The 19,353-nt window shown below is 63.8% G+C and carries 20 protein-coding genes; 13 read left to right on the top strand and 7 right to left on the bottom strand.

Going from position 1 to position 19,353, the window contains the following annotated elements; translation table 11 throughout:
- Positions 1 to 26: 26 nt before the first annotated feature.
- The 3 genes from SB659_RS16415 to SB659_RS16405 are packed head-to-tail and all read right to left on the bottom strand — an operon-like array spanning position 27 to position 2,205.
- Positions 27 to 638: a TetR/AcrR family transcriptional regulator gene (locus tag SB659_RS16415; protein WP_284979955.1), complete on the bottom strand. Its 612-nt coding sequence runs from the start codon at positions 636 to 638 to the stop codon at positions 27 to 29.
- Positions 635 to 1,378, bottom strand: a complete 744-nt coding sequence (locus SB659_RS16410) for an ABC transporter permease (protein ID WP_284979956.1) — start codon at positions 1,376 to 1,378, stop codon at positions 635 to 637. The genes SB659_RS16415 and SB659_RS16410 overlap by 4 nt, the downstream gene beginning before the upstream one ends.
- A gap of 8 nt (positions 1,379 to 1,386) precedes the next feature.
- The gene (locus SB659_RS16405) at positions 1,387 to 2,205 is read right to left on the bottom strand and encodes an ABC transporter ATP-binding protein (RefSeq protein WP_284979957.1); all 819 of its coding nucleotides are present in this window, start codon (positions 2,203 to 2,205) and stop codon (positions 1,387 to 1,389) included.
- A gap of 497 nt (positions 2,206 to 2,702) precedes the next feature.
- Between SB659_RS16405 and SB659_RS16400 the strand changes: the two genes are divergently transcribed.
- Both SB659_RS16400 and SB659_RS16395 read left to right on the top strand, forming a co-directional pair.
- On the top strand, positions 2,703 to 4,514 hold the full coding sequence (locus SB659_RS16400) for a proline--tRNA ligase (protein ID WP_284979958.1): 1,812 nt from the start codon (positions 2,703 to 2,705) through the stop codon (positions 4,512 to 4,514).
- Entirely contained in the window at positions 4,511 to 5,308 is a 798-nt protein-coding gene (locus SB659_RS16395; protein ID WP_410551087.1) for a sulfite exporter TauE/SafE family protein, read from the top strand. The genes SB659_RS16400 and SB659_RS16395 overlap by 4 nt, the downstream gene beginning before the upstream one ends.
- A gap of 46 nt (positions 5,309 to 5,354) precedes the next feature.
- Here the strand turns inward: SB659_RS16395 and SB659_RS16390 are convergent, their stop codons facing one another.
- The 3 genes from SB659_RS16390 to SB659_RS16380 all read right to left on the bottom strand — a co-directional run bounded on the left by SB659_RS16390 (position 5,355) and on the right by SB659_RS16380 (position 8,315).
- On the bottom strand, positions 5,355 to 6,377 hold the full coding sequence (locus SB659_RS16390; protein WP_410551086.1) for an aminoglycoside phosphotransferase family protein: 1,023 nt from the start codon (positions 6,375 to 6,377) through the stop codon (positions 5,355 to 5,357).
- A gap of 34 nt (positions 6,378 to 6,411) precedes the next feature.
- Positions 6,412 to 7,140: a VIT family protein gene (locus SB659_RS16385; protein WP_284979961.1), complete on the bottom strand. Its 729-nt coding sequence runs from the start codon at positions 7,138 to 7,140 to the stop codon at positions 6,412 to 6,414.
- A gap of 101 nt (positions 7,141 to 7,241) precedes the next feature.
- Positions 7,242 to 8,315 (bottom strand): DUF4439 domain-containing protein, encoded by a 1,074-nt coding sequence (locus SB659_RS16380; RefSeq protein WP_410551085.1) that lies wholly within the window; start codon positions 8,313 to 8,315, stop codon positions 7,242 to 7,244.
- Positions 8,316 to 8,486: 171 nt separating this feature from the next.
- On the opposite strand from SB659_RS16380, the gene rimP reads away from it, so the two are divergent.
- The 6 genes from rimP (at position 8,487) to SB659_RS16350 (ending at position 14,830) form a co-directional block, all read left to right on the top strand.
- Positions 8,487 to 9,098, top strand: coding sequence for a ribosome maturation factor RimP (rimP, locus tag SB659_RS16375; RefSeq protein ID WP_284979963.1), 612 nt, complete (start codon positions 8,487 to 8,489; stop codon positions 9,096 to 9,098).
- Positions 9,098 to 10,078 carry a transcription termination factor NusA gene (nusA, locus tag SB659_RS16370; protein ID WP_410551084.1) on the top strand — a complete coding sequence of 327 codons (981 nt, stop codon included), beginning with the start codon at positions 9,098 to 9,100 and terminating at the stop codon, positions 10,076 to 10,078. The genes rimP and nusA overlap by 1 nt, the downstream gene beginning before the upstream one ends.
- 176 nt (positions 10,079 to 10,254) lie before the next feature.
- Positions 10,255 to 10,596 (top strand): YlxR family protein, encoded by a 342-nt coding sequence (locus SB659_RS16365; RefSeq protein ID WP_410551083.1) that lies wholly within the window; start codon positions 10,255 to 10,257, stop codon positions 10,594 to 10,596.
- 152 nt (positions 10,597 to 10,748) lie between these two features.
- Complete coding sequence (gene infB, locus SB659_RS16360; RefSeq protein ID WP_410551082.1) at positions 10,749 to 13,688, top strand: translation initiation factor IF-2; 2,940 nt, start codon at positions 10,749 to 10,751, stop codon at positions 13,686 to 13,688.
- A gap of 77 nt (positions 13,689 to 13,765) precedes the next feature.
- Entirely contained in the window at positions 13,766 to 14,257 is a 492-nt protein-coding gene (gene rbfA / locus SB659_RS16355; protein ID WP_284976586.1) for a 30S ribosome-binding factor RbfA, read from the top strand.
- 72 nt (positions 14,258 to 14,329) lie between these two features.
- Positions 14,330 to 14,830, top strand: coding sequence for a nucleoside deaminase (locus SB659_RS16350; RefSeq protein ID WP_284979968.1), 501 nt, complete (start codon positions 14,330 to 14,332; stop codon positions 14,828 to 14,830).
- A 10-nt stretch (positions 14,831 to 14,840) separates the two neighbouring features.
- Here the strand turns inward: SB659_RS16350 and SB659_RS16345 are convergent, their stop codons facing one another.
- Positions 14,841 to 16,004: a pyridoxal phosphate-dependent aminotransferase gene (locus SB659_RS16345; protein ID WP_284979969.1), complete on the bottom strand. Its 1,164-nt coding sequence runs from the start codon at positions 16,002 to 16,004 to the stop codon at positions 14,841 to 14,843.
- 34 nt (positions 16,005 to 16,038) lie between these two features.
- Here SB659_RS16345 and truB point away from each other — a divergent pair, with 34 nt between their 5' ends.
- The 5 genes from truB to rpsO all read left to right on the top strand — a co-directional run bounded on the left by truB (position 16,039) and on the right by rpsO (position 19,290).
- The gene (gene truB, locus SB659_RS16340) at positions 16,039 to 16,992 is read left to right on the top strand and encodes a tRNA pseudouridine(55) synthase TruB (protein ID WP_410551081.1); all 954 of its coding nucleotides are present in this window, start codon (positions 16,039 to 16,041) and stop codon (positions 16,990 to 16,992) included.
- A 2-nt stretch (positions 16,993 to 16,994) separates the two neighbouring features.
- Entirely contained in the window at positions 16,995 to 17,348 is a 354-nt protein-coding gene (locus SB659_RS16335; RefSeq protein WP_410551080.1) for a hypothetical protein, read from the top strand.
- A gap of 1 nt (position 17,349) precedes the next feature.
- A complete protein-coding gene (locus tag SB659_RS16330; RefSeq protein ID WP_410551079.1) occupies positions 17,350 to 17,799 on the top strand; it encodes a hypothetical protein in 450 nt (149 codons plus the stop codon).
- An 87-nt stretch (positions 17,800 to 17,886) separates the two neighbouring features.
- Positions 17,887 to 18,885 carry a bifunctional riboflavin kinase/FAD synthetase gene (locus tag SB659_RS16325; protein ID WP_410551078.1) on the top strand — a complete coding sequence of 333 codons (999 nt, stop codon included), beginning with the start codon at positions 17,887 to 17,889 and terminating at the stop codon, positions 18,883 to 18,885.
- A gap of 135 nt (positions 18,886 to 19,020) precedes the next feature.
- Entirely contained in the window at positions 19,021 to 19,290 is a 270-nt protein-coding gene (gene rpsO / locus SB659_RS16320; protein ID WP_039240590.1) for a 30S ribosomal protein S15, read from the top strand.
- The last annotated feature ends 63 nt before the right edge of the window (positions 19,291 to 19,353 follow it).

The following is a 19,353-nucleotide window of genomic DNA, read 5'->3' as shown; positions in this document are numbered from 1 at the left end:
GAAGCGGGCTACATGGGAGAAGCGGGCTACATGGGGGAGTCGAGGTCGCCGGTGAGGTACCGCTGGATGTTTGGGGCCACCATGCGGATCACTTCCTCTTGCGTTGCGGAGGCGATCGGCTCCAAGCGCACCACATAGCGGACTAGCATCAGGCCCACCACCTGCGTGGCCACGAGGTTGCCGCGCATCCTCACCTCTTGGGCAGGGCCTGGAAGCCCCACCATCAAGCGCGTCAGGATGGTCCTGTTCACCATCTCCCGCATGAGGGCCGTCTTCGCCGTGGAGCCCAGCGTTCCGCGGACAAACGCGATGAGGCCATGGTGCGCCGGGCCCTCCCAGAGGAGCAGCACCGCCCGGACGATCGCCTCCGCGCGCCTGCTTGGGCTGGAGGTTTCGACGTCGGCAAGGAACACCGCCGGGTCCGCCGGCAACTCGACGCTGGAGGCGAACAACTCGTCCTTCCCCTTGAAGAAGTGGTGCACCATGGCCGGATCGACGGCGGCTTCCCGCGCTACTTGTCGGAGGCTGGTGCCGTCAAAGCCCTGCTCGGCGAACAACTTGCGCGCGGCAGCAAGGATGTCGTCACGGGAGTGATCGCCGGCGCTGCGACGGCCTCGTCGGACCCCCTGGAAGCTCACTTGGTTTGCCGACGCAGGGTCAGGGATGCGAGGACGAGCACCACGAGCACGATTCCGGCCATGACCAGCGTGTCTTGCCACATGGAGGAAGTCGCCTCGGAATTGGTTGCGATCTCCTTCAGCGCATCTACCGAGAACGTCAAGGGAAGAACCCCGGAGATCGCGTCCAGGACGTCGTTCATGTGGTCCCGGGCCACGAAAAGGCCGCAGAGGAGGATCTGGGGCACCACCACCACTGGCATGAATTGGACGGCTTGGAACTCCGTGCGTGCGAACGCCGAGCAAAACAGGCCGAGCGCGACGCCAAGGACCGCGTTGATCACCGCGATCAGTACAACCAGCCCTGGGCTGCCTTGGATATCCAAGTTGAAAACCCAGTAGGCCACGGCGGTGGCCACCACGGACTGCAGTGCCGCCATGATGGAAAACGCGAGCGCGTAGCCGAAGAGCAGATCTGCCTTGTGGATGGGCGTCGTCAGAAGGCGTTCCAGGGTGCCGGACGTCCGTTCACGCAGCATGGTGATCGAGGTGACCAGGAACATCACGACGAACGGGAAGATTGCCAGCATCATCAGGCCGACCCGGTCGAATGTCCGTGGCACGCCGGGCGGAAGGGTCTCGTTTTCGTACAGGAAGTAGACGGCAGTCAGCAGCAAGGCTGGCACCACGAGGATGAGTGCCACGCTGCGGTGATCGTGCCGGAGTTGTCCCAAGACGCGGGTGGTGGTTGCCAGGGTCATTCGGGGGTTCATCGTGCCACCGGACTTTCGTTGTGCCCATCATCGAGGTTGGTTCGGTCGGAGGTTTTGATCATGGTCAGGAATGCCTTCTCCAGGTCATCGCTTCTGCCACGCTCAGCGAGCTCGGCCGGTGTCAGGTGAGCCAGGAGCAACCCGTCCCGAAGGAGCAGCAATGATGAACAGTGCGATGCTTCCTCCATGACGTGGCTTGAGACCAAAAGCGTGGTCCCGTCAGCCGCCATGGCGGTGAAGCGTTCCCAGAGTTCGGCGCGAAGAACCGGGTCCAGTCCCACCGTGGGTTCGTCGAGCACCAGCAGCTTGGGATGGGAAACCAATGCGCAGGCCAAGGAAACGCGGCTGAATTGGCCTCCGGAAAGGTCCGCCGCTTTCTGTTTCGCGAATGACTCCAGCCCGACGGCGGCAATCGCCTCGGCAGCATCGGCGGACGTTGCCCCGTGCATCGCTCCGAAGTACTTGACGTTGGCTTCGACGCTGAGGTCGCCGTAGACGCTGGCGCCTTGGGTGACGTAGCCGACGTCGTTCCTGAGCGGGGCGCTCCCTGCCGGAAGGCCGAGCACATCGATGGATCCGGCGGTGATCCTTTGGACCCCTACGATGGCGCGCATAAGAGTGGTCTTGCCGCTTCCCGACGGGCCGAGAAGTCCGGTGATCTGCCCGGCGTCGACGGTGAAATCCAGCCCGCGGAGGATCTTGGTGCGTCCGCGCGAGATATGGAGGCCAGCTACGGCGATGGCTTCCTTCTGTCCAACGCCGGCTCCTGGGGCCGCTTCGGCTGGTCGGACGTTGTGGTGTGCGATGTGGGACATGCCGGCCTCCGTGAATGCACGTAATTCATCACCTGATGAATTAAAAAGATATGCCTGCCAGCGGCAACGGTCAAGGGGAATGCGACGACGTTGAGCCAGCGAGAAATCGTCTTCTTGAAAATGTGGCCGCAATCACATAAGTTCGTCCCAAGCCGTGTCGTTGGGGCGCGGATGGTTGATGGGGGATTCATGACAATGACCTTGAAGGGTGCCGCGGGCAGCCACACCATCCTGGAGCTCGGCAGTAACCAACGCATCCCAGTCGCAGGTGATTCCGTTCCGCTGGAGGGAACGGAAGACTAGTCACACGACAGAGCCTGCGGCCGATCGGCCGCTGAGCCACGCCATCGCAGGATGACCAGCCGGAAGCGGCCAGGGGCTTCCAGACGCGACGGCGTGGCTCTTCTGTTGTTGCCGGCGTCTGCGCCACGTGCGGAACCGGTAGATTGGTAGGCAGTTGATTTCGCCACATTTGCCATAGAAACGGATACGAACACGTGGTCCTTCGTCTTTCCCAGCTGTTCCTGCGCACCTTGCGCGAAGATCCCGTCGACGCCGAGGTCGCAAGCCACAAGCTCCTGGTCCGGGCCGGCTATATTCGCCGCGCCGCGCCCGGCATCTACACGTGGCTTCCCTTGGGCCTGAGCGTCCTGCGGAAGGTCGAGGAGATCATCCGCCAGGAAATGGCCGCCATCGGGGCCCAGGAAGTCCACTTCCCGGCGTTGCTGCCGCGCGAACCTTACGAGGCCACCAATCGGTGGACCGAGTACGGCGAAGGTCTTTTCCGTCTGCAGGACCGCAAGGGTGCGGACTACCTCCTTGCCCCCACGCATGAGGAAATGTTCACGCTCCTGGTGAAAGACCTGTACTCGTCCTACAAGGACCTGCCGCTGAGCCTTTACCAGATCCAGAACAAGTACCGCGACGAAGCCCGTCCCCGGGCAGGCCTCCTGCGCGGACGCGAGTTCATCATGAAGGACTCCTACTCGTTCGACATCGACGACGCCGGCCTGGACGCCAGCTACGCTGCCCACCGTGCCGCTTATGTGAAGATCTTCGAGCGCCTCGGCCTGGAAGTTATTCCCGTGGCTGCCACGGCGGGCGCCATGGGTGGATCCAAGAGCGAGGAATTCCTGTTCCCGACCGAGATCGGTGAGGATACCTTCGTCCGTTCAGCCGGTGGCTACTATGCCAACGTCGAGGCGGTCACCACTGTTGTTCCGCCGGAGATCGACTTCACCAACGCGCCCGCCGCCCAGGTGATGGACACTCCGAACACCCCGACCATCGATACCCTGGTGGATGCGGCGAACCGCCTGGCTCCGCGCAGCGAGTCCGACGGCGGCGCTTGGGCCGCTGCTGACACGCTCAAGAATGTGGTTCTTGCCGTGACGCTGCCCACCGGTGAGCGCCAGATCGTTGTTATCGGCGTGCCGGGCGACCGTGCGGTGGATCTCAAGCGGGTAGAGGCCAACATCGGTTCCTTCTTGCCGATTGCCGGTGAAATCGGGCTGGAAGCTGCCAACGAAGAAGACCTAAAGAAGCTGCCTTGGCTCGTCAAGGGCTACATCGGCCCCGGCCTGTCCTTGGCCGAACCTGTTCTGGGCCTTGAAGGCTCGTCCAAGGTGCTTTACCTGGTGGACCCCCGGGTTGTCTCCGGTACCAGCTGGGTCACCGGCGCCAATGCTGGGGGCAAGCACGTCTTTGGGTTGGTGGCTGGCCGTGACTTCACGTGGGATGGCGTCATCGAATGCACCGAAGTCCGGGCAGGGGATCCCGCGCCTGACGGCTCCGGTCCGTTGGAAACCGCCCGCGGCATCGAAATGGGCCACATCTTCCAGCTGGGCCGCAAGTACGCGGAGGCCCTGGACTTGAAGGTACTGGACCAGAACGGCAAGCAAGTGGTGGTCACCATGGGCTCCTACGGCGTCGGTGTAACGCGCGCGGTAGCCGCCTTGGCTGAAGCAAACCATGACGATCGCGGCCTCGTATGGCCCCGGACGGTCGCCCCTGCGGACGTCCACGTTGTGGCAGTGGGCCGCGGTGAGGAAATCTTTGCGGCGGCTGAGAAGATTTCCGCCGAGCTGGAGGCAGCAGGACTCGACGTCATTTACGATGACCGCCCGAAGGTATCACCCGGGGTAAAGTTCGGTGATGCCGAGCTGGTCGGTGTGCCGACCATCCTGGCTGTTGGGCGTGGGCTCGTGGACGGTGTGGTGGAGGTCAAGGACCGCCGCACCGGCGAAGCCGAGAACGTTGCCGTAGACAAGGCCGTGGACTACGTGGTCAACGCCGTTCGAAGCCGTTGATTTCCGGCTTCGAATCAATCGAGCTGACCACCCTCATCCTCATCGTGGTGGCAGGATTCGCAGCCGGATGGGTTGACGCCGTGGTAGGAGGCGGGGGGCTGATCCAGCTCCCCGCCCTGCTGTTGGTTCCTGGCATCACGCCCGTCCAGGCTCTGGCGACGAACAAAATGGGGTCGATTTTTGGCACCACCACCAGTGCCGCCACGTACTATCGCCGGGTGGGCCCGGACCTGAAGACTGCAGTTCCGATGGCCGTTATCGCGTTGGCCGGCAGCTTCTGTGGAGCCATCCTGGCCGCTTCGCTGCCCGCGAGCGTGTTTAAGCCCATCATTGTGGTGGCCCTGATCGCCGTCGCCATTTTCACTGCCCTTCGGCCCAGCGCCGGCGAGCTCACAGCGTTGCGCCACGAGGGCCACAGGCATTATGTCGTGGCGTGTCTCATTGGGGCGGTGATCGGTTTCTATGACGGAATGATCGGGCCGGGCACCGGTTCCTTCCTGGTTATTGCCTTGGTTTCGGCCATGGGGTACGCGTTCCTGGAGGCCAGCGCCAAGGCCAAAATCGTCAACATGGCCACTAACGCCGGTGCCCTGATTTTCTTCCTGCCCCACGGCGCTTTGATGTGGGGTGTGGGGCTGGTCCTAGGGCTTGCCAACATGGCCGGGGGCTATTTGGGCGCCAGGGCGGCGGTGTCCCAGGGGAGCAAGTTTGTCCGGATCGTGTTTTTGATCGTGGTCGCTGCGCTGATCATCAAACTTGGCCTTGACGTCTGGAACGACAACGTCGCCAAGTGACGTGTTGGGCGGCATCCTGGTGCCGTTTGGCCTGCCTCGGGTTTGGTCAGGCTGCCTCGCCCGGGGCGGGCAGGGCGTGGGCCGGCGGAAGCCCGTCCAGGGTCTTGCCTGCCAATGTGCTGGCCACCCAGAGCGAACGGGCTAAGTCTGCCTCGTGTCCGGCCTTCCCGGCATAAGCCACAGCATTTTCCACTTCCCGGGCAATGGTCCACTGCCGGGCCGTTTCGGGGTCCAGGCCCGCGGCCACACTGAAGTCGTGGCAGCGCTCCAAGAGACCCTCCTCAGGACTGTTCCGCGGCAGCTCCCGGATCCGGTTCCACAAAATCGGAGCCACCGCGAACTCTGCCTCACCGATTTGGGGCTGCGGGTCGATGGCCAGGTACGCGCCTCGCCGCGCTTGCTCATCAGGCATCGTGGCGAGGATGTTCATGAAATGAAGGTCCGTGTGAACGAGCACGTCCCTGCCTGAGCGGCGTCCCACGGCTCCCCGCGTCTGGCACACTTCCAGCGCCGCTTCGAGAAGCCACCTGGGAAACGGCCGGTCCAAGCGCTCCCAATCCGCGGGCAACTCATCGCTCCATCGCTCGGCAGTGGCCGCAACGTGATCCAGGTCAGCCCACTCAGGGCGGTGATCCGGCTCAATGGAGAGCTGGCGCATAATGGCGCCCCAAACGTCCCGGGCCTCATCCAGGGTCGTGTCTTGGAGCCGGCGCGAGGCGTCAAGCCGTTCGAGCACGGCCGAGCAGTCTGAGGCTTCCGATGCCAGGAGCCGTACTGCTCCGCGTCCTTCCCACAGTGCCAGCGCGTGCTTTTCCGCCATCGCTTCCTCGTGCGGAAAGGCAATTTTCAAGGCAGCGCGTTGACCGCCTTGGCGGACCACCGGAACTACGAGTGAGCCGTGGCCATTCCACGGCTCTTGGCCGGGGACGAGGTCTATGCTGAGATCCCAGCGATCCAGCGCCCCGGCGATCAGCCCTGGCAGGCTGGCCAACCAGTCCCGTCCAGCAGAGCTCCGGTTGTAGCGGGCATGCAAATCACCAGGAATGGGCACGATCACTCGAAGGTTCACGCGATCAGCCTAACTCCGGGCCAGCGCACAGCCCTTAGAAAACGCCGCTGGCCCCCAGCAGGGTTCCGATGGAGAACGTCGCGGCCAGGGCCAAAGCCCCGCCGAGAACAACGCGGACCGCAGCCCGCAGCCGAGGTGCCCCGCCGATCCAGGCGCCGACAGCGCCAGTGATAGCCAGTGCGATCAAAACCGCGGCGAATGTGAGCGGGACGCGCATACCGGCTGGTGGCAGGAGCATGGCAAGCAAAGGCAGCACCGCCCCCAAGGTGAACGCCACTGCAGAAGCGAACGCGGCGCTCCAAGGACTGACGATGTCGTCCTCATGGATGTTGAGTTCCGCTGAGAGGTGGGCCGCCAAGGCATCGTGTTCCGTGAGTTCCTCTGCCACGGCGCGGGCTGTTTTGGGGCTGAGGCCCTTGCTCTCGTAGATGGCCGTCAACTCGTCGAGCTCCTCCTCGGGTTGCTCGGCGAGTTCACGGCGCTCCTTCTCGATCAGCGCTCTTTGGGTATCGCTTTGGCTGCTGACCGAAACATATTCGCCCAAAGCCATGGAGATTGCGCCACCCACCAAGCCGGCTACACCGGCCGCCAAGATGTTTCCCGTGTTCGTGGTGGCGCCAGCAACGCCTACCAGGATGGAGGCGACGGAAACGATACCGTCGTTGGCGCCGAGGACGCCGGCACGCAGCCAGTTCAACCTGTGCGCCAAATCATCCCGATGGGGCTCGTTCTCATGCTTAGCGGTGGTTTCGATGGAGGCCATGCATCAAGCCAAGCACCAGCCAGCCCTCAAGGCCAGCATGGCTAGGCTCGCCTACTTTCGCTTACCCTTGCTTATCTTTGCCCGTCTCTCCCGGAGTCTGCCTACCGCGACGGGCTTGCAGAGGTTGTCGGCAACGTGGGCAAGGAACCCGGCTGGAGGTTTATCCCCGGCAACTCAGGCAGGGCCGCTCCCCATTGCTGTCCTCGCCGTGCGGTCTCCAGCAAGTTTTCCAGGGCCCAATCCCGGGCTGGCCCGGAAGACAAAGCGACCAGGTCACCCCAGGCGGTCAGGGACCCAATTTCCAGCGCGCCCAGGGACGCCGCAGGGTCCCTGCTGAACCCTGCGTCAAGGCGGTAGCCAGCCTCCGGCATGGGAACCTCGGTGCACTCCGCGCGGGTCAAGTCTTCAGCCTGTTTGAGTTGTGATTCGTGGTCCTGCAAGCCTTTTGCGGCCGATGACGCATCGGCTCCGCCTAAGCGTTTGAGGGCGACCTGGTACAGGTAGACGGCCCGGTGGCCCGCAGCCACGCTGGCCGCCAAGGCTGCAGCTGTGGACGCATGGGCGGACTCGGCCGGGGGAGTGGCCGACGGGCAGGAAGCCATGGCGGTTGGGCTGCTGGACGGTTCATTGGGCGCCGCCGTCGACAACGACGTCGACGACGATGGCGCCAGGGACGGGGCCGGCAACTGCCAAAGGGTAGCCAGTTTGCCGGACTCCAGTAGCTGCGCGGATCCGACGGCGGCCAACAGCCGCGCGATCCCGCCGTCGGCCTTGCGTGCGTCGTCCATCCGACGTCGGCCGCTGGCGGCCAGGTCCGACACGAGGTCCGCCGTGGTAGCAGCGGGGGCACCTGGGCCAGTGGCAGTGCCCGTCGAAGCTCCGCTCGGCGAACGCCCATCCGGCTTGACTCCATCCGGCAAGTCTCCATCCGGGCCAAGGAGGGCGCTGGCATGGGTTGTCAGCAAAGTCACAACATCTTTTAGCGCGACCTCTTTCGCGTCGCTCCCTCCACCGGCGGGGCTCCCGGTGAGGGCTAAACGTGCCGATGACTCACGAAGCCGCACGGCGTCCGTCAACGCGCTGATGCGCGCAGTAGCGGAGAAGGAGAGTGGTGCGGGAGCGGCGGATTCACGCGGAACCAGAACCATTCCCGTGCCCAGAACGAGGAGTGCCACCAAGGACAGGAGGAGGACTTGTCCCCACCTCTGCCCAGTTTGTCTTTCGCTGCTCCGCCCGTTCACAACTCACCATCGTGTCATGGTGGCGGTAAGGTCCGTGCACCAAGCGCCTCCGAAAATCGTTAGGCTAGTAGTCACAACAACATCTATCGGGAGGCGGCGAGCATCGTGAGTGACTCGGAAGCCACGGCTTCAACGGACCGGACAACATCGAACTCGTCGGCCACCATCCACAACCCGGAGGAAAGCAGGCTCAAAGCGCTGCTTGAGCCCGCCGTCGTCGCCAGCAGGCTCTTCCTCGAAGATGTAGCCATCCATGTTGCGGGATCGCACCGGACCGTCCACGTCGTCGTCGACCTGCCGCAGGAACAAACCGGTGGTGTCAGTCTCGATGCCATCGCGGAGGTCTCCAAGGCATTGTCGGATATTCTGGACAACGATCCCCACGATGACGGACGTCCATACGACCTCGAAGTTTCTTCGCCCGGCATTGGGCGTCCGCTGACTGAACCCCGCCACTGGCACCGCGCCCGCGGTCGCATGGTCCGGGTCAATGTCAAACAAGGCGAGAACATTCTGGGCAGGATTGCGTCCGTTGGGACCTCGGACGTCACGCTCATCCCCGAGCATGAAGTCAAGAAGGGCATGAAGCCCAAGCAAGGTGACCCCATCACCATTCCTTTCGACAGGATCCGCCAAGGAAAAGTCGAGATAGAGTTCAGCCACCTCCCCGAGGCTGCGCTGGAAGACGAACACAATGGACCTTCTGAGGAGGCCTAATGGATATTGACATGAGCGCACTGAGACTCCTGGAGCGTGAGCGTGAAATCCCGCTGGATCTCCTGATTCCCACCATCGAACAAGCATTGCTGGTGGCTTACCACAAGACGCCCGGTGCCTTCGAGAAGGCCAGGGCGGAGTTGGACCGCAAGAGCGGCCACGTGACCATTTGGGCCACCGAAATTGACGACGACGGCGAGCCGATCGGCGAGTTCGAGGACACCCCGGCGGGTTTCGGCCGGATTGCGGCAAGCACGGCGCGCCAAATCATCCTCCAGCGCCTCCGCGACGTTGAAGATGACAACGTGCTCGGCGAGTTCAAGGGCCGCGAAGGTGAACTCGTAGCCGGAATGATCCAGCAGGGCAACAACCCGCACATGGTCCAGGTCAACCTCGGCACCGTGGAGGCACTCCTGCCGCCGCCCGAGCAGGTTCCCGGCGAAAAGTACACGCATGGAAGCCGTCTGCGCGCCTTCGTCATTGACGTGCATCGCGGGGCAAAAGGTCCCTCGATTACGTTGTCCCGCTCGCACCCGGGACTTGTTCGCAAGCTCTTCGAAATGGAAGTTCCGGAGATTGCGGACCACTCGGTCGAGATCGTGGCGCTGGCTCGCGAAGCTGGTCACCGCACCAAGATCGCCGTCAAAGCAAACGCTCCGGGCATCAACGCCAAGGGTGCTTGCATTGGCGAGATGGGTTCGCGGGTCCGGGCCGTCATGACCGAACTCAACGACGAAAAGATCGACATCGTCGACTACAGTGATGACCCCGCCACGTTCATCGGCAACTCACTCTCGCCGTCGCGGGTGAATTCGGTCACCATCACGGACGAAGCCACTCGCTCGGCCCGCGTGGTAGTTCCGGATTACCAGTTGTCGTTGGCCATCGGCAAGGAAGGCCAGAACGCACGACTCGCCGCGAAGCTGACCGGTTGGCGGATCGATATTGTGTCGGACGCAGCCGCCCCCAAGAACCAGTAGTCTTACAGCCGTTTCGGTGCCGCAGTTTCGGTGCTGCGGTTTCAGTACTGCGGCGCCGGGGGGCTAGACTAGAAGTAACCGGGCTTACCTCCGGTATCCGCGCGCCTCGGTGTGCCTCGGTTGCTTGTGCAATTCGGGCATCGGGTGCCAGTAGCGTAAGGCAGGTTGGACACGTCGTGGCTGAACTGCTTGAACCCGGCCACGGCCCGGTTCGTACCTGCATCGGATGCCGGAAGCAAGGCTCCCGGTCCCAGCTTGTCCGGCTTGTCGCCCAAGGCAGCGGTTCGTCCGCGGTCATCGTCGACGTTCGACGCCGGATGGCCGGCAGGGGTGCGTGGCTGCACCCCAACGACAAGTGCTTGGCATTGGCGATCAAGCGGCGCGCGTTTGGCAGGGCCCTTCGGGGTGCCGGCGATACTGCCGCCGTCGAACGCTTCTTCCTGCCTGGCATGCCACCTGTGGAGGCCCCGGCCGCCGCGGGAAAACCGTCCAAACCTGAAAGCGGGTCAGAAAACTGATGGAAACCCGATGAGTTCCCAGCGATGAGTGCGTAACGATGACAACTTTGTTGCGCTCTGCAATGGGCCTTTCTGCCGCTCAAACGGTGAAGGCCCGCAGTAAGAAGTAGACGGTTCGTGCCTGGCTCGGTGCGGACCGAGACAGGAGAAATGTGGCCAAGGTCCGCGTACATGAGCTCGCCAAAGAGCTCGGTATTACTTCCAAAGATGCAGTAACAAAACTGCAGGAATTGGGCGAATTCGTTCGCTCCGCCTCATCAACGATTGAGGCTCCGGTCGTGAAGAAGCTTCGCGACGCATACCCCGGTGCAGGCGCTGCAAAGTCCGCCGCGCCGGCAGCAGCACCGAAAGCACCCGCAGCATCCCGCCCGGCCGCGCCGGCTCCCGGTCCTGCCGCGCCGAAGGCTCCGGCCCCCGCCGCACCGACTCCGGCCGCTTCGGCACCCAGCCAAGCTGCTGCGCCGAACCCCGCTGCCGCAAGCCCGTTTGCTGCTCCGACAGAGCCCGGCAAAGCTGCTGGCAGTCCTGCACAGGGCAGCCCCGCGCCCAGCCCCACAGCTTCGACGCCGTCGACTCCGACGTCGTCCGTTTCCGCGAAGCCCGGCGCCCGTCCTGCCCCTAAGGCAGAGACGCCGGCTCCGTCCCGTCAGGGCGGCCAGGCTCCGCGTCCCGGCGGTCCCCGTCCGGGCAACAACCCGTTTGCTACCTCCCAGGGCATGCCCCGTGGACGTGGCGGCGACGGCGATCGTCCGCCGCGTCCGGGTAACAACCCGTTCGCACCGTCCCAGGGCATGCCCCGCGCGGGCGGCCGTAACGACGGCGAACGTCCCGGTGGTCCCCGGCCCGCAGCTGGTGCAGGCGGTCCCCGTCCGGCAGCAGGCACCGGTGGTCCCCGTCCGGGCGCTCCGCGTCCCGGTGCACCCCGTCCGGGTGCCCCGCGTCCCGCAGGAGGCCCCGGCGGAAACCGTCCTACTCCGGGCATGATGCCCAACCGCACCGAGCGTCCGGCTCCCGGTGGCGCAGGTCGCCCCGGTGGCGCTGGCCGTCCGGGTGGCGGCGGTCCGGGTCGTCCCGGTGGCGCACCTGGCGCAGGTACCGGTGGCGGAGCTCCCGCCGGCGGTGGCTTCGGCAAGGGTGGCCGCGGTCGCGGTGGTACCCAGGGTGCCTTCGGTAAGGGCGGCGCCGGTCGTGGCAAGCAGCGCAAGTCGAAGCGTGCAAAGCGCCAGGAACTGGAGCAGATGAGTGCTCCGTCGCTGGGTGGCGTATCGGTACCCCGCGGCGATGGTGAGACCATCATCCGTTTGCGTCGTGGCTCCTCCATCACGGACTTCGCCGAGAAGATCGATGCGAACCCCGCCTCGCTGGTGACCGTGCTGTTCCACCTTGGTGAAATGGCAACGGCCACCCAGTCCCTGGACGAAGACACCTTTGGCCTGCTTGGCGCCGAACTTGGCTACAAGCTCCAGGTTGTTTCGCCGGAGGACGAAGAGCGCGAGCTGCTCGACCAGTTCGACATCAACATCCAGGATGAACTCGACGCCGAAGGCGACGACGTCCTGGAGGCACGCCCGCCGGTCGTCACCGTCATGGGTCACGTTGACCACGGTAAGACCCGCCTGCTCGATGCCATCCGCAACTCCAACGTTGTGGCCGGCGAGCACGGTGGAATCACCCAGCACATCGGTGCTTACCAGATCAGCCACGTCCACGAGGGCAACGCCCGCGACATCACCTTCATTGACACCCCCGGTCACGAGGCCTTCACGGCCATGCGTGCTCGTGGTGCCAAGGTCACCGACATCGCGATCCTGGTTGTTGCAGCCGACGACGGCGTTATGCCGCAGACGGTGGAAGCACTCAACCACGCCCAGGCGGCCAACGTGCCGATCGTCGTCGCGGTCAACAAGATCGACAAGGAAGGCGCCAACCCTGACAAGGTCAAGGGTCAGCTGACCGAGTACGGACTGGTTCCCGAAGAATACGGTGGCGACACCATGTTCGTTGAGGTCTCTGCACGCCAGAACCTCAACATTGACGAACTGATCGACGCTGTTCTCCTGACGGCCGATGCCGCTCTGGATCTCCGGGCCAACCCGGACAAGGACGCTCGAGGCATTGCCATCGAAGCGAACCTGGACAAGGGCCGCGGTTCCGTGGCTACCGTCCTGGTCCAGTCCGGTACCTTGGCCGTGGGTGACACGATCGTGGCCGGTACAGCACATGGACGCGTCCGTGCGATGTTCGACGAGAACGGCGAAGCGCTTGACGTCGCCCTCCCGTCCCGTCCGGTCCAGGTCCTGGGTCTTTCGAACGTGCCGCGTGCAGGTGACACCTTCCTGGTGACCCCGGACGAGCGGACAGCACGTCAGATCGCTGAGAAGCGTGAAGCTGCCGACCGCAACGCCGCCTTGGCCAAGCGCCGCAAGCGCATCAGCCTCGAAGACTTCGACCAGGCCGTTGCCGCGGGCAAGATCGACACCCTCAACCTCATCCTCAAGGGTGACGTGTCCGGTGCCGTGGAAGCGCTCGAAGACGCCCTCCTCAAGATCGACGTCGGCGACGACGACGTTCAGCTCCGTGTCATCCACCGCGGTGTGGGTGCCATCACGCAGAACGACGTCAACCTGGCCACGGTGGACAACGCCATCATCATCGGCTTCAACGTCAAGCCTGCCGAGCGGGTGGCCGAACTGGCCGACCGCGAAGGCGTGGACATGCGCTTCTACTCCGTCATCTACGCAGCAATCGATGACATTGAGATGGCCCTCAAGGGCATGCTCAAGCCGGAGTACGAGGAAGTCCAGCTCGGTACGGCCGAGGTCCGCGAAGTATTCCGTTCCTCCAAGTTCGGAAACATCGCCGGCTCGATCGTCCGCAGCGGCGTCATCCGCCGTAACACCAAGGCACGTGTCAGCCGCGATGGCAAGGTCATCGGTGACAACCTCACCGTTGAGACGCTCAAGCGTTTCAAGGATGACGCCACCGAGGTCCGTACCGACTTCGAGTGTGGTATCGGTCTTGGCTCCTTCAATGACATCAATGAAGGCGACATCATCGAGACCTTCGAAATGCGCGAGAAGCCGCGCGTTTAGGTTCCGTTGGAACGGGTCCGTCGGGTTACCCCGGCGGACCCGTTCCATACCCGTTTCTACTTTCCCAGGAGGAAGTCATGGCTGATCCCGCACGCGCTGCCAAGCTGGCACAGCGGATAAAGGTCGTCGTAGCTGAGGCCCTCGGACGTCGGGTCAAGGATCCGCGCGTCGAGGGCATCACGGTCACTGACGCCCGCGTCACCAACGACCTTCAGCACGCCACCATCTACTACACCGTGTTCGGTGACGAAGTAGCCCATTCCGATGCCGCCAAGGCATTGGAGAAGGCCAAGGGTGTGCTGAGGCAGGAAGTTGGCCGCAACATCACCGTGCGCCTGACGCCCACGCTCGAGTTCGTAGCCGATCAGATTCCGGTCAACGCCTCGAACCTTGAAGAACTGCTCCGCGAAGCCAAGCGGCGCGACGCCGAGGTGGCCGCCTTGGCTGCCAACGCGAAGCACGCAGGCGAAGCCGACCCGTACAAGGGCGACATCGACGAGGACGACTTCGACGAAGAGGACACTGACCTCGCCGGCGACGACGAACTCGATGAGGACGCCAACCGCTAAAGGACAACAGAAAGACCGGTTTCCGCACTGGGAACCGGTCTTTTTGCTGCCCGGCCTCGCTAAGATCAGAGCATGTCGACGCACAGTGCCCAGCAGCCTGAGGAATCCCTGACGCGCGATGAGTTCCTGAATCGTGCCGTGCAGCTAGCCGTGCAAAACGTAGCCGACGGCGGCGGCCCCTTTGGCGCCGTCGTGGTGATGGCGGACGGAACTGTGCATGAAGGCGTGAACCGGGTAACACGTGACTTCGACCCCACGGCGCACGCGGAGGTAGTGGCGATCCGGCGGGCCGCGGCGGCTACCCATCGCTTCGATCTGTCCGGTGCCGTGCTCTACACAAGCTGTGAACCGTGCCCGCTGTGCTTGTCCGCAACGCTGTGGGCCAGGATTGGCCGCGTCTACTATGCGGCGGACCGGTACGGCGCTGCCCGCGCGGGCTTCAGTGACGCCGTGTTTTACGAGTATTTCGCCGGTTCCAGGCCCGAGTTGCTTCCCGTGGAGCACTCACCCCTGGAATCGTCCGGGCAGCCCTTCGAAGCCTGGCGGCACCACACCCGGCGCACTGCCTATTAGCCAGCCGGTTTCACGTGGGCTCTTCCCGGGCCGGCAGCTTGCCGACGCCGTCGAGCAGTTCTTGCTGGCTGCCGCAAAGGGCGATCCTGATCCAGCCCTCGCCAATCGACCCGAAGGCGGTTCCCGGCGCGAACGATACGCTCGCGTCGGCCAAAAACTGTCGCACCCAGGCGCGGACATTCCCGCGGCTTACATGTGAGACATCGGCCCATAGATAAAACGCCCCCTGGGCTCCCAGGAAGGGAATTCCCTTGGCCGCAAGGACAGCCGAAGCTACATCCCGGTTGCTGCGGTAGTGCTCCCACGCCGACATCACGTAGTCCTGCGGGCCCGTCAGCGCTGCCAACGCGGCGTACTGCGAGGGCGATGCAACGCAGGAGACAATGGCCTCCATGACGTTGTTCATCTTCTGCTCGAGGCCGGGAGGACAGATGAGCGCACCGATACGGAGGCCGGTGAGGCCGTACGTTTTGGACAGCGTCAGGGACGTGAAGACCCGCGCCTCGCCAGGGACGTTGCTGTCGAACCGGGCCGCGCTGACGTGCGGGACGTCGAAGGTGAAGGCCTCGTAGCATTCGTCGGAGATGATCCAGAGATCGTGGCGGACAGCGAGTTCCACGAGTTGGCGGGTGCTTTCTTCGCTGATGACGGCGCCCAGGGGATTCGACGGCGAGTTCAGCATGAGCACTTTGGTCCGCGGGGTGATCAGGGCTTCGATGTCCTCGATATGCGGCTGGAAATCATTGTGCGGGTAAAGCGGATACTGCACCGGGACGGCATGGAGCAGGCGGCTGGTCATGGCAAAAGTGGGATAGCCGGGGTTCGGGATCAGGATCTCGTCGCCGGGGGACAGCAAGAGGCTCATGGCCAAGTGAAGGCCCTGCTGCGCCCCGTCCACCACGTACACCCGCTCGGCGTTGATATCCACGCCCTGCTGCTCCCGGAAGCGGGCGGCGAAAGCCTCGCGCAAGGCAGGTATCCCGGCATTGGGCGTGTAATTGGTCTCGTCCCGGTCCAAGCACGCGATTCCGGCATCGAGGACGTGCCGCGGCAGGGCAAAGCCGGGTTCCCCGATGCTGAGGACGATTGCGTTAGGCGTCGCCCACGCGGCTTCGGTGATCTCACGGATCTGGTTCACGGGGACTTCGCGGACGTGCGCGGCAAGCTCAGGCATGGGAGCCATCCTAGCCACCCATATACTGGTAAGCGTGCTTTCTGGACTGGTGATCGTTGACAAACCGCAGGGATGGACCAGCCACGATGTGGTTGGCCGGATGCGGCGACTGGCCGGCACCCGGAAAGTTGGTCACGCGGGCACCCTTGATCCCATGGCCACAGGTGTCCTGGTGCTTGGAATCAATAAGGCAACCCGCCTGCTGACCTACATCGTGGGCACCTCCAAGACGTACACGGCCACCATCAGGCTGGGCGAATCCACCATCACGGACGATGCCGAGGGTGAGGTCACTGAATCACGCAGCGCGGTTGATGTCACGGACGCTGCCATTGCAGCAGGGGTCGCAGCCCTGTCCGGGACTATCCAACAGGTTCCCAGCAGCGTCAGCGCCATCAAGGTCGATGGCGAACGTTCCTACGCGCGCGTCCGTTCCGGCCAAGAGGTCAAGCTTGCTCCCCGCCCGGTCACTATTCACCGCTTTGACGTCCACAATGTCCAACGGGTCGACGGCGGCAGGGTCATCGACGTCGACGTCACCGTGGAGTGTTCCTCCGGAACGTACATCCGGGCCCTCGCACGGGACCTGGGCGCAGGCTTAGGCGTGGGAGGACACCTCACCGTATTGCGCAGGACGCAGGTGGGTCCCTACACGCTGGACCAAGCCCACACCCTGGCTGAACTGGCCGAGGAACTCGACGTCTTGGACATGTCCTTGGCGGCGCGCGCCCTGATGCCCAATCGGGAACTGACCGAAGACGAAGCAATAGAAATCTCCTATGGGCGCCGTATCTCCGGAGGTCCGGGAGCCGGCACTCCGGATGCCGCGACGGCCGAGAGGCCGGCGGCGGCGTTCGCGCCGTCGGGGGAGCTTGTTGCTCTGTTGGCCGATACGGGCAGCTTCGCCAAACCCGTACTGGTGTTTGCCCCGGGTACAGGCGCCGGACCTGGCTCAGATGCGGGCGCCGACGCGCGGGAGGCGAAGTAGGCATGGACGGTTACTTCTACTCAATCCTCGTGGTCGGTCTCGTCTCCACCGTCATGTGCTTGGTCGCCGGTCTCATGAAGAAAGCCCCCAACGACCCCACCATCCTTTCCGTGCTCGCCGTCGAACTTGCCCTGCTGGTCTACCTTGTGGGCTCGATTGTGCGCGTAGCGTTGGGTGAGCGGATTGCGGGGGAGACCTGGGAGTTCTGGGGCTACATGATCACTGCGCTGATGATTCCGCTGGGCGCTGTGTATTGGGCCGTGCTGGAACGCACGCGCTGGTCCAACTTTGTCCTCGCAGCGGTGGGCGTGACCATCGTGGTCATGGCCGCACGCATGAACCAGATCTGGTACTGACTTGAAGGAAGAGCACAACGTGACTGGAACTGAACGCAACCAGCAGCTTCAACAGCCTGCCAAGGACACCCGGAATACGGGCCCGGGGCGTCTGCTGATTGCCGTGTATGCGATATTCGCGCTCTCCGCAACAGCTCGGGCAGGCTATCAAATAGCTACGAAGTTCGCTGATGCGCCGCTTTCGCACATCCTGTCGGCCTTTGCCGCCGTCGTCTATATCCTCGCAACGGTCTCCCTGGCCAAGCCGGGGCGCACCTGGTTCAAGGTGTCCCTGGCTGCGGTGCTGACCGAACTTGTGGGTGTGCTCGTGGTGGGGGCCATTAGCCTCTTCGATCCGGTCCTGTTCCCGCACGATACCGTGTGGTCGCTGTTCGGCCGCGGGTACGGTTTTGTGCCCCTGGTGCTGCCTATCCTCGGGCTGTTGTGGCTGAACCGCCGGAGGCCGTCCTGAGCCGCTGCGAGCGGCGGGTAACCTTAATATGTTCCGGCGCCGGAAGCTGCCGGGCACAATGAACATCTGCAGTAAAAGGCGAGGTTGATGGTCCACATTTGGAACGATCCCACCGAGGTCCCCAGGGACTTCGGCCCGACTGCCGTTACGATCGGTAATTTCGACGGCGTCCACCGGGGCCATCAGCATGTTCTTTCGCAGTTGACCGACGCCGCTAAGCGCCACGACATCCCTTCGGTTGCCGTGACGTTTGATCCCCATCCGGCCCAGGTCCACCGGCCGGGTTCCGCGCCGGAGCTGCTCATGGGGCTTGAGGACAAGCTCCAGGCCCTCGGTGCGGCGGGCGTGGATGCCGTGCTCGTCATGAAGTACACCCTTGACCTGGCCGCCATGTCGCCGGAGGCTTTTGTCCGCGACGTGCTTCTGGATGGTCTCCAGGCAAGCCACGTGGTGATCGGCCACGATCTCCGTTTTGGCGCCGGCAACTCCGGCGATGTAGCCACCATGGAGGACTTGGGCGAGCAGTTTGGCTTTGGCGTCCAGGTGGTCAACGAGTACGGCGCCGGAGTATCCATCGACGACGGCGGCACTGACCGCCGCTGCTCTTCGACCTGGGTCCGGGAAGCATTGTCAGAGGGCGACGTCACGACGGCGGCAGCCTTGCTGGGCAGGCCCCATCGCATGCGCGGCGAAGTGGTTCACGGTGCTGCCCGTGGCCGTGACCTTGGCTTCCCAACCGCAAACCTCGCCCACGACTCCACCGGGTTCATCCCGGCGGATGGCATCTACGCCGGTTGGCTGGTCGATCAGTCCGGCACGCGGTGGCCCGCCGCGATCTCCGTGGGGTCCAACCCCACCTTCGATGGCGTCAGCCGTCAAGTGGAAGCACACGTTATCGATCGCCCGGAGGAAAACGTGGAGGACTTCAACCTCTACGGCCAATGCGTCGCCGTCGAATTCACCCGCCGCCTGCGGGGCATGGTGGCCTATCGCGGGCCCGAAGCCCTCGTGGAGCAGATGCGCCTGGACGTAGCCCAGGCCCATGAGTTGTTGACCGGGCCCGAGGCATTTCGACAACAACGCTGACCTCCCGGTAAACTGATAAGTGGTCCGGCTGCAGTCCGTGGCGGCTGGACCTGTTTTTGTGTGCGGCGACGCAGCAAGGGCAACCCGTCAGCGAGGCGCTGCATCGGGACGCACGGCACAACTCTAGGAGTTCACGTGGCACTTGAAGCCGCTGTCAAGCAGTCCATCATCAAGGAATACGCAACCTCTGAAGGCGACACCGGTTCGCCCGAGGTGCAGGTTGCTGTCCTGACCCAGCGGATCAAGGATCTGACTGAGCACATGAAGGAGCACAAGCACGACTTCCACACCCAGCGCGGTTTGCTGGCCATGGTTGGTCGTCGCAAGCGCATGCTTTCCTACCTGAAGAACACTGACATCGCCCGCTACCGTTCGCTCATCGAGCGCCTCGGCCTGCGTCGCTAGTCTGCCTTTAGGGGTGGCCCGGACCCCGGCGGAACGGGCCACCTTCTTCACCAAAAACTAAAA

The sequence above is a fragment of the Arthrobacter sp. SIMBA_036 genome (assembly GCF_046535135.1).
GTDB lineage: Bacteria > Actinomycetota > Actinomycetes > Actinomycetales > Micrococcaceae > Arthrobacter.
Note: the sequence above shows the minus strand (reverse complement) of the source record. Positions and strands in the feature narration are given on the sequence as shown.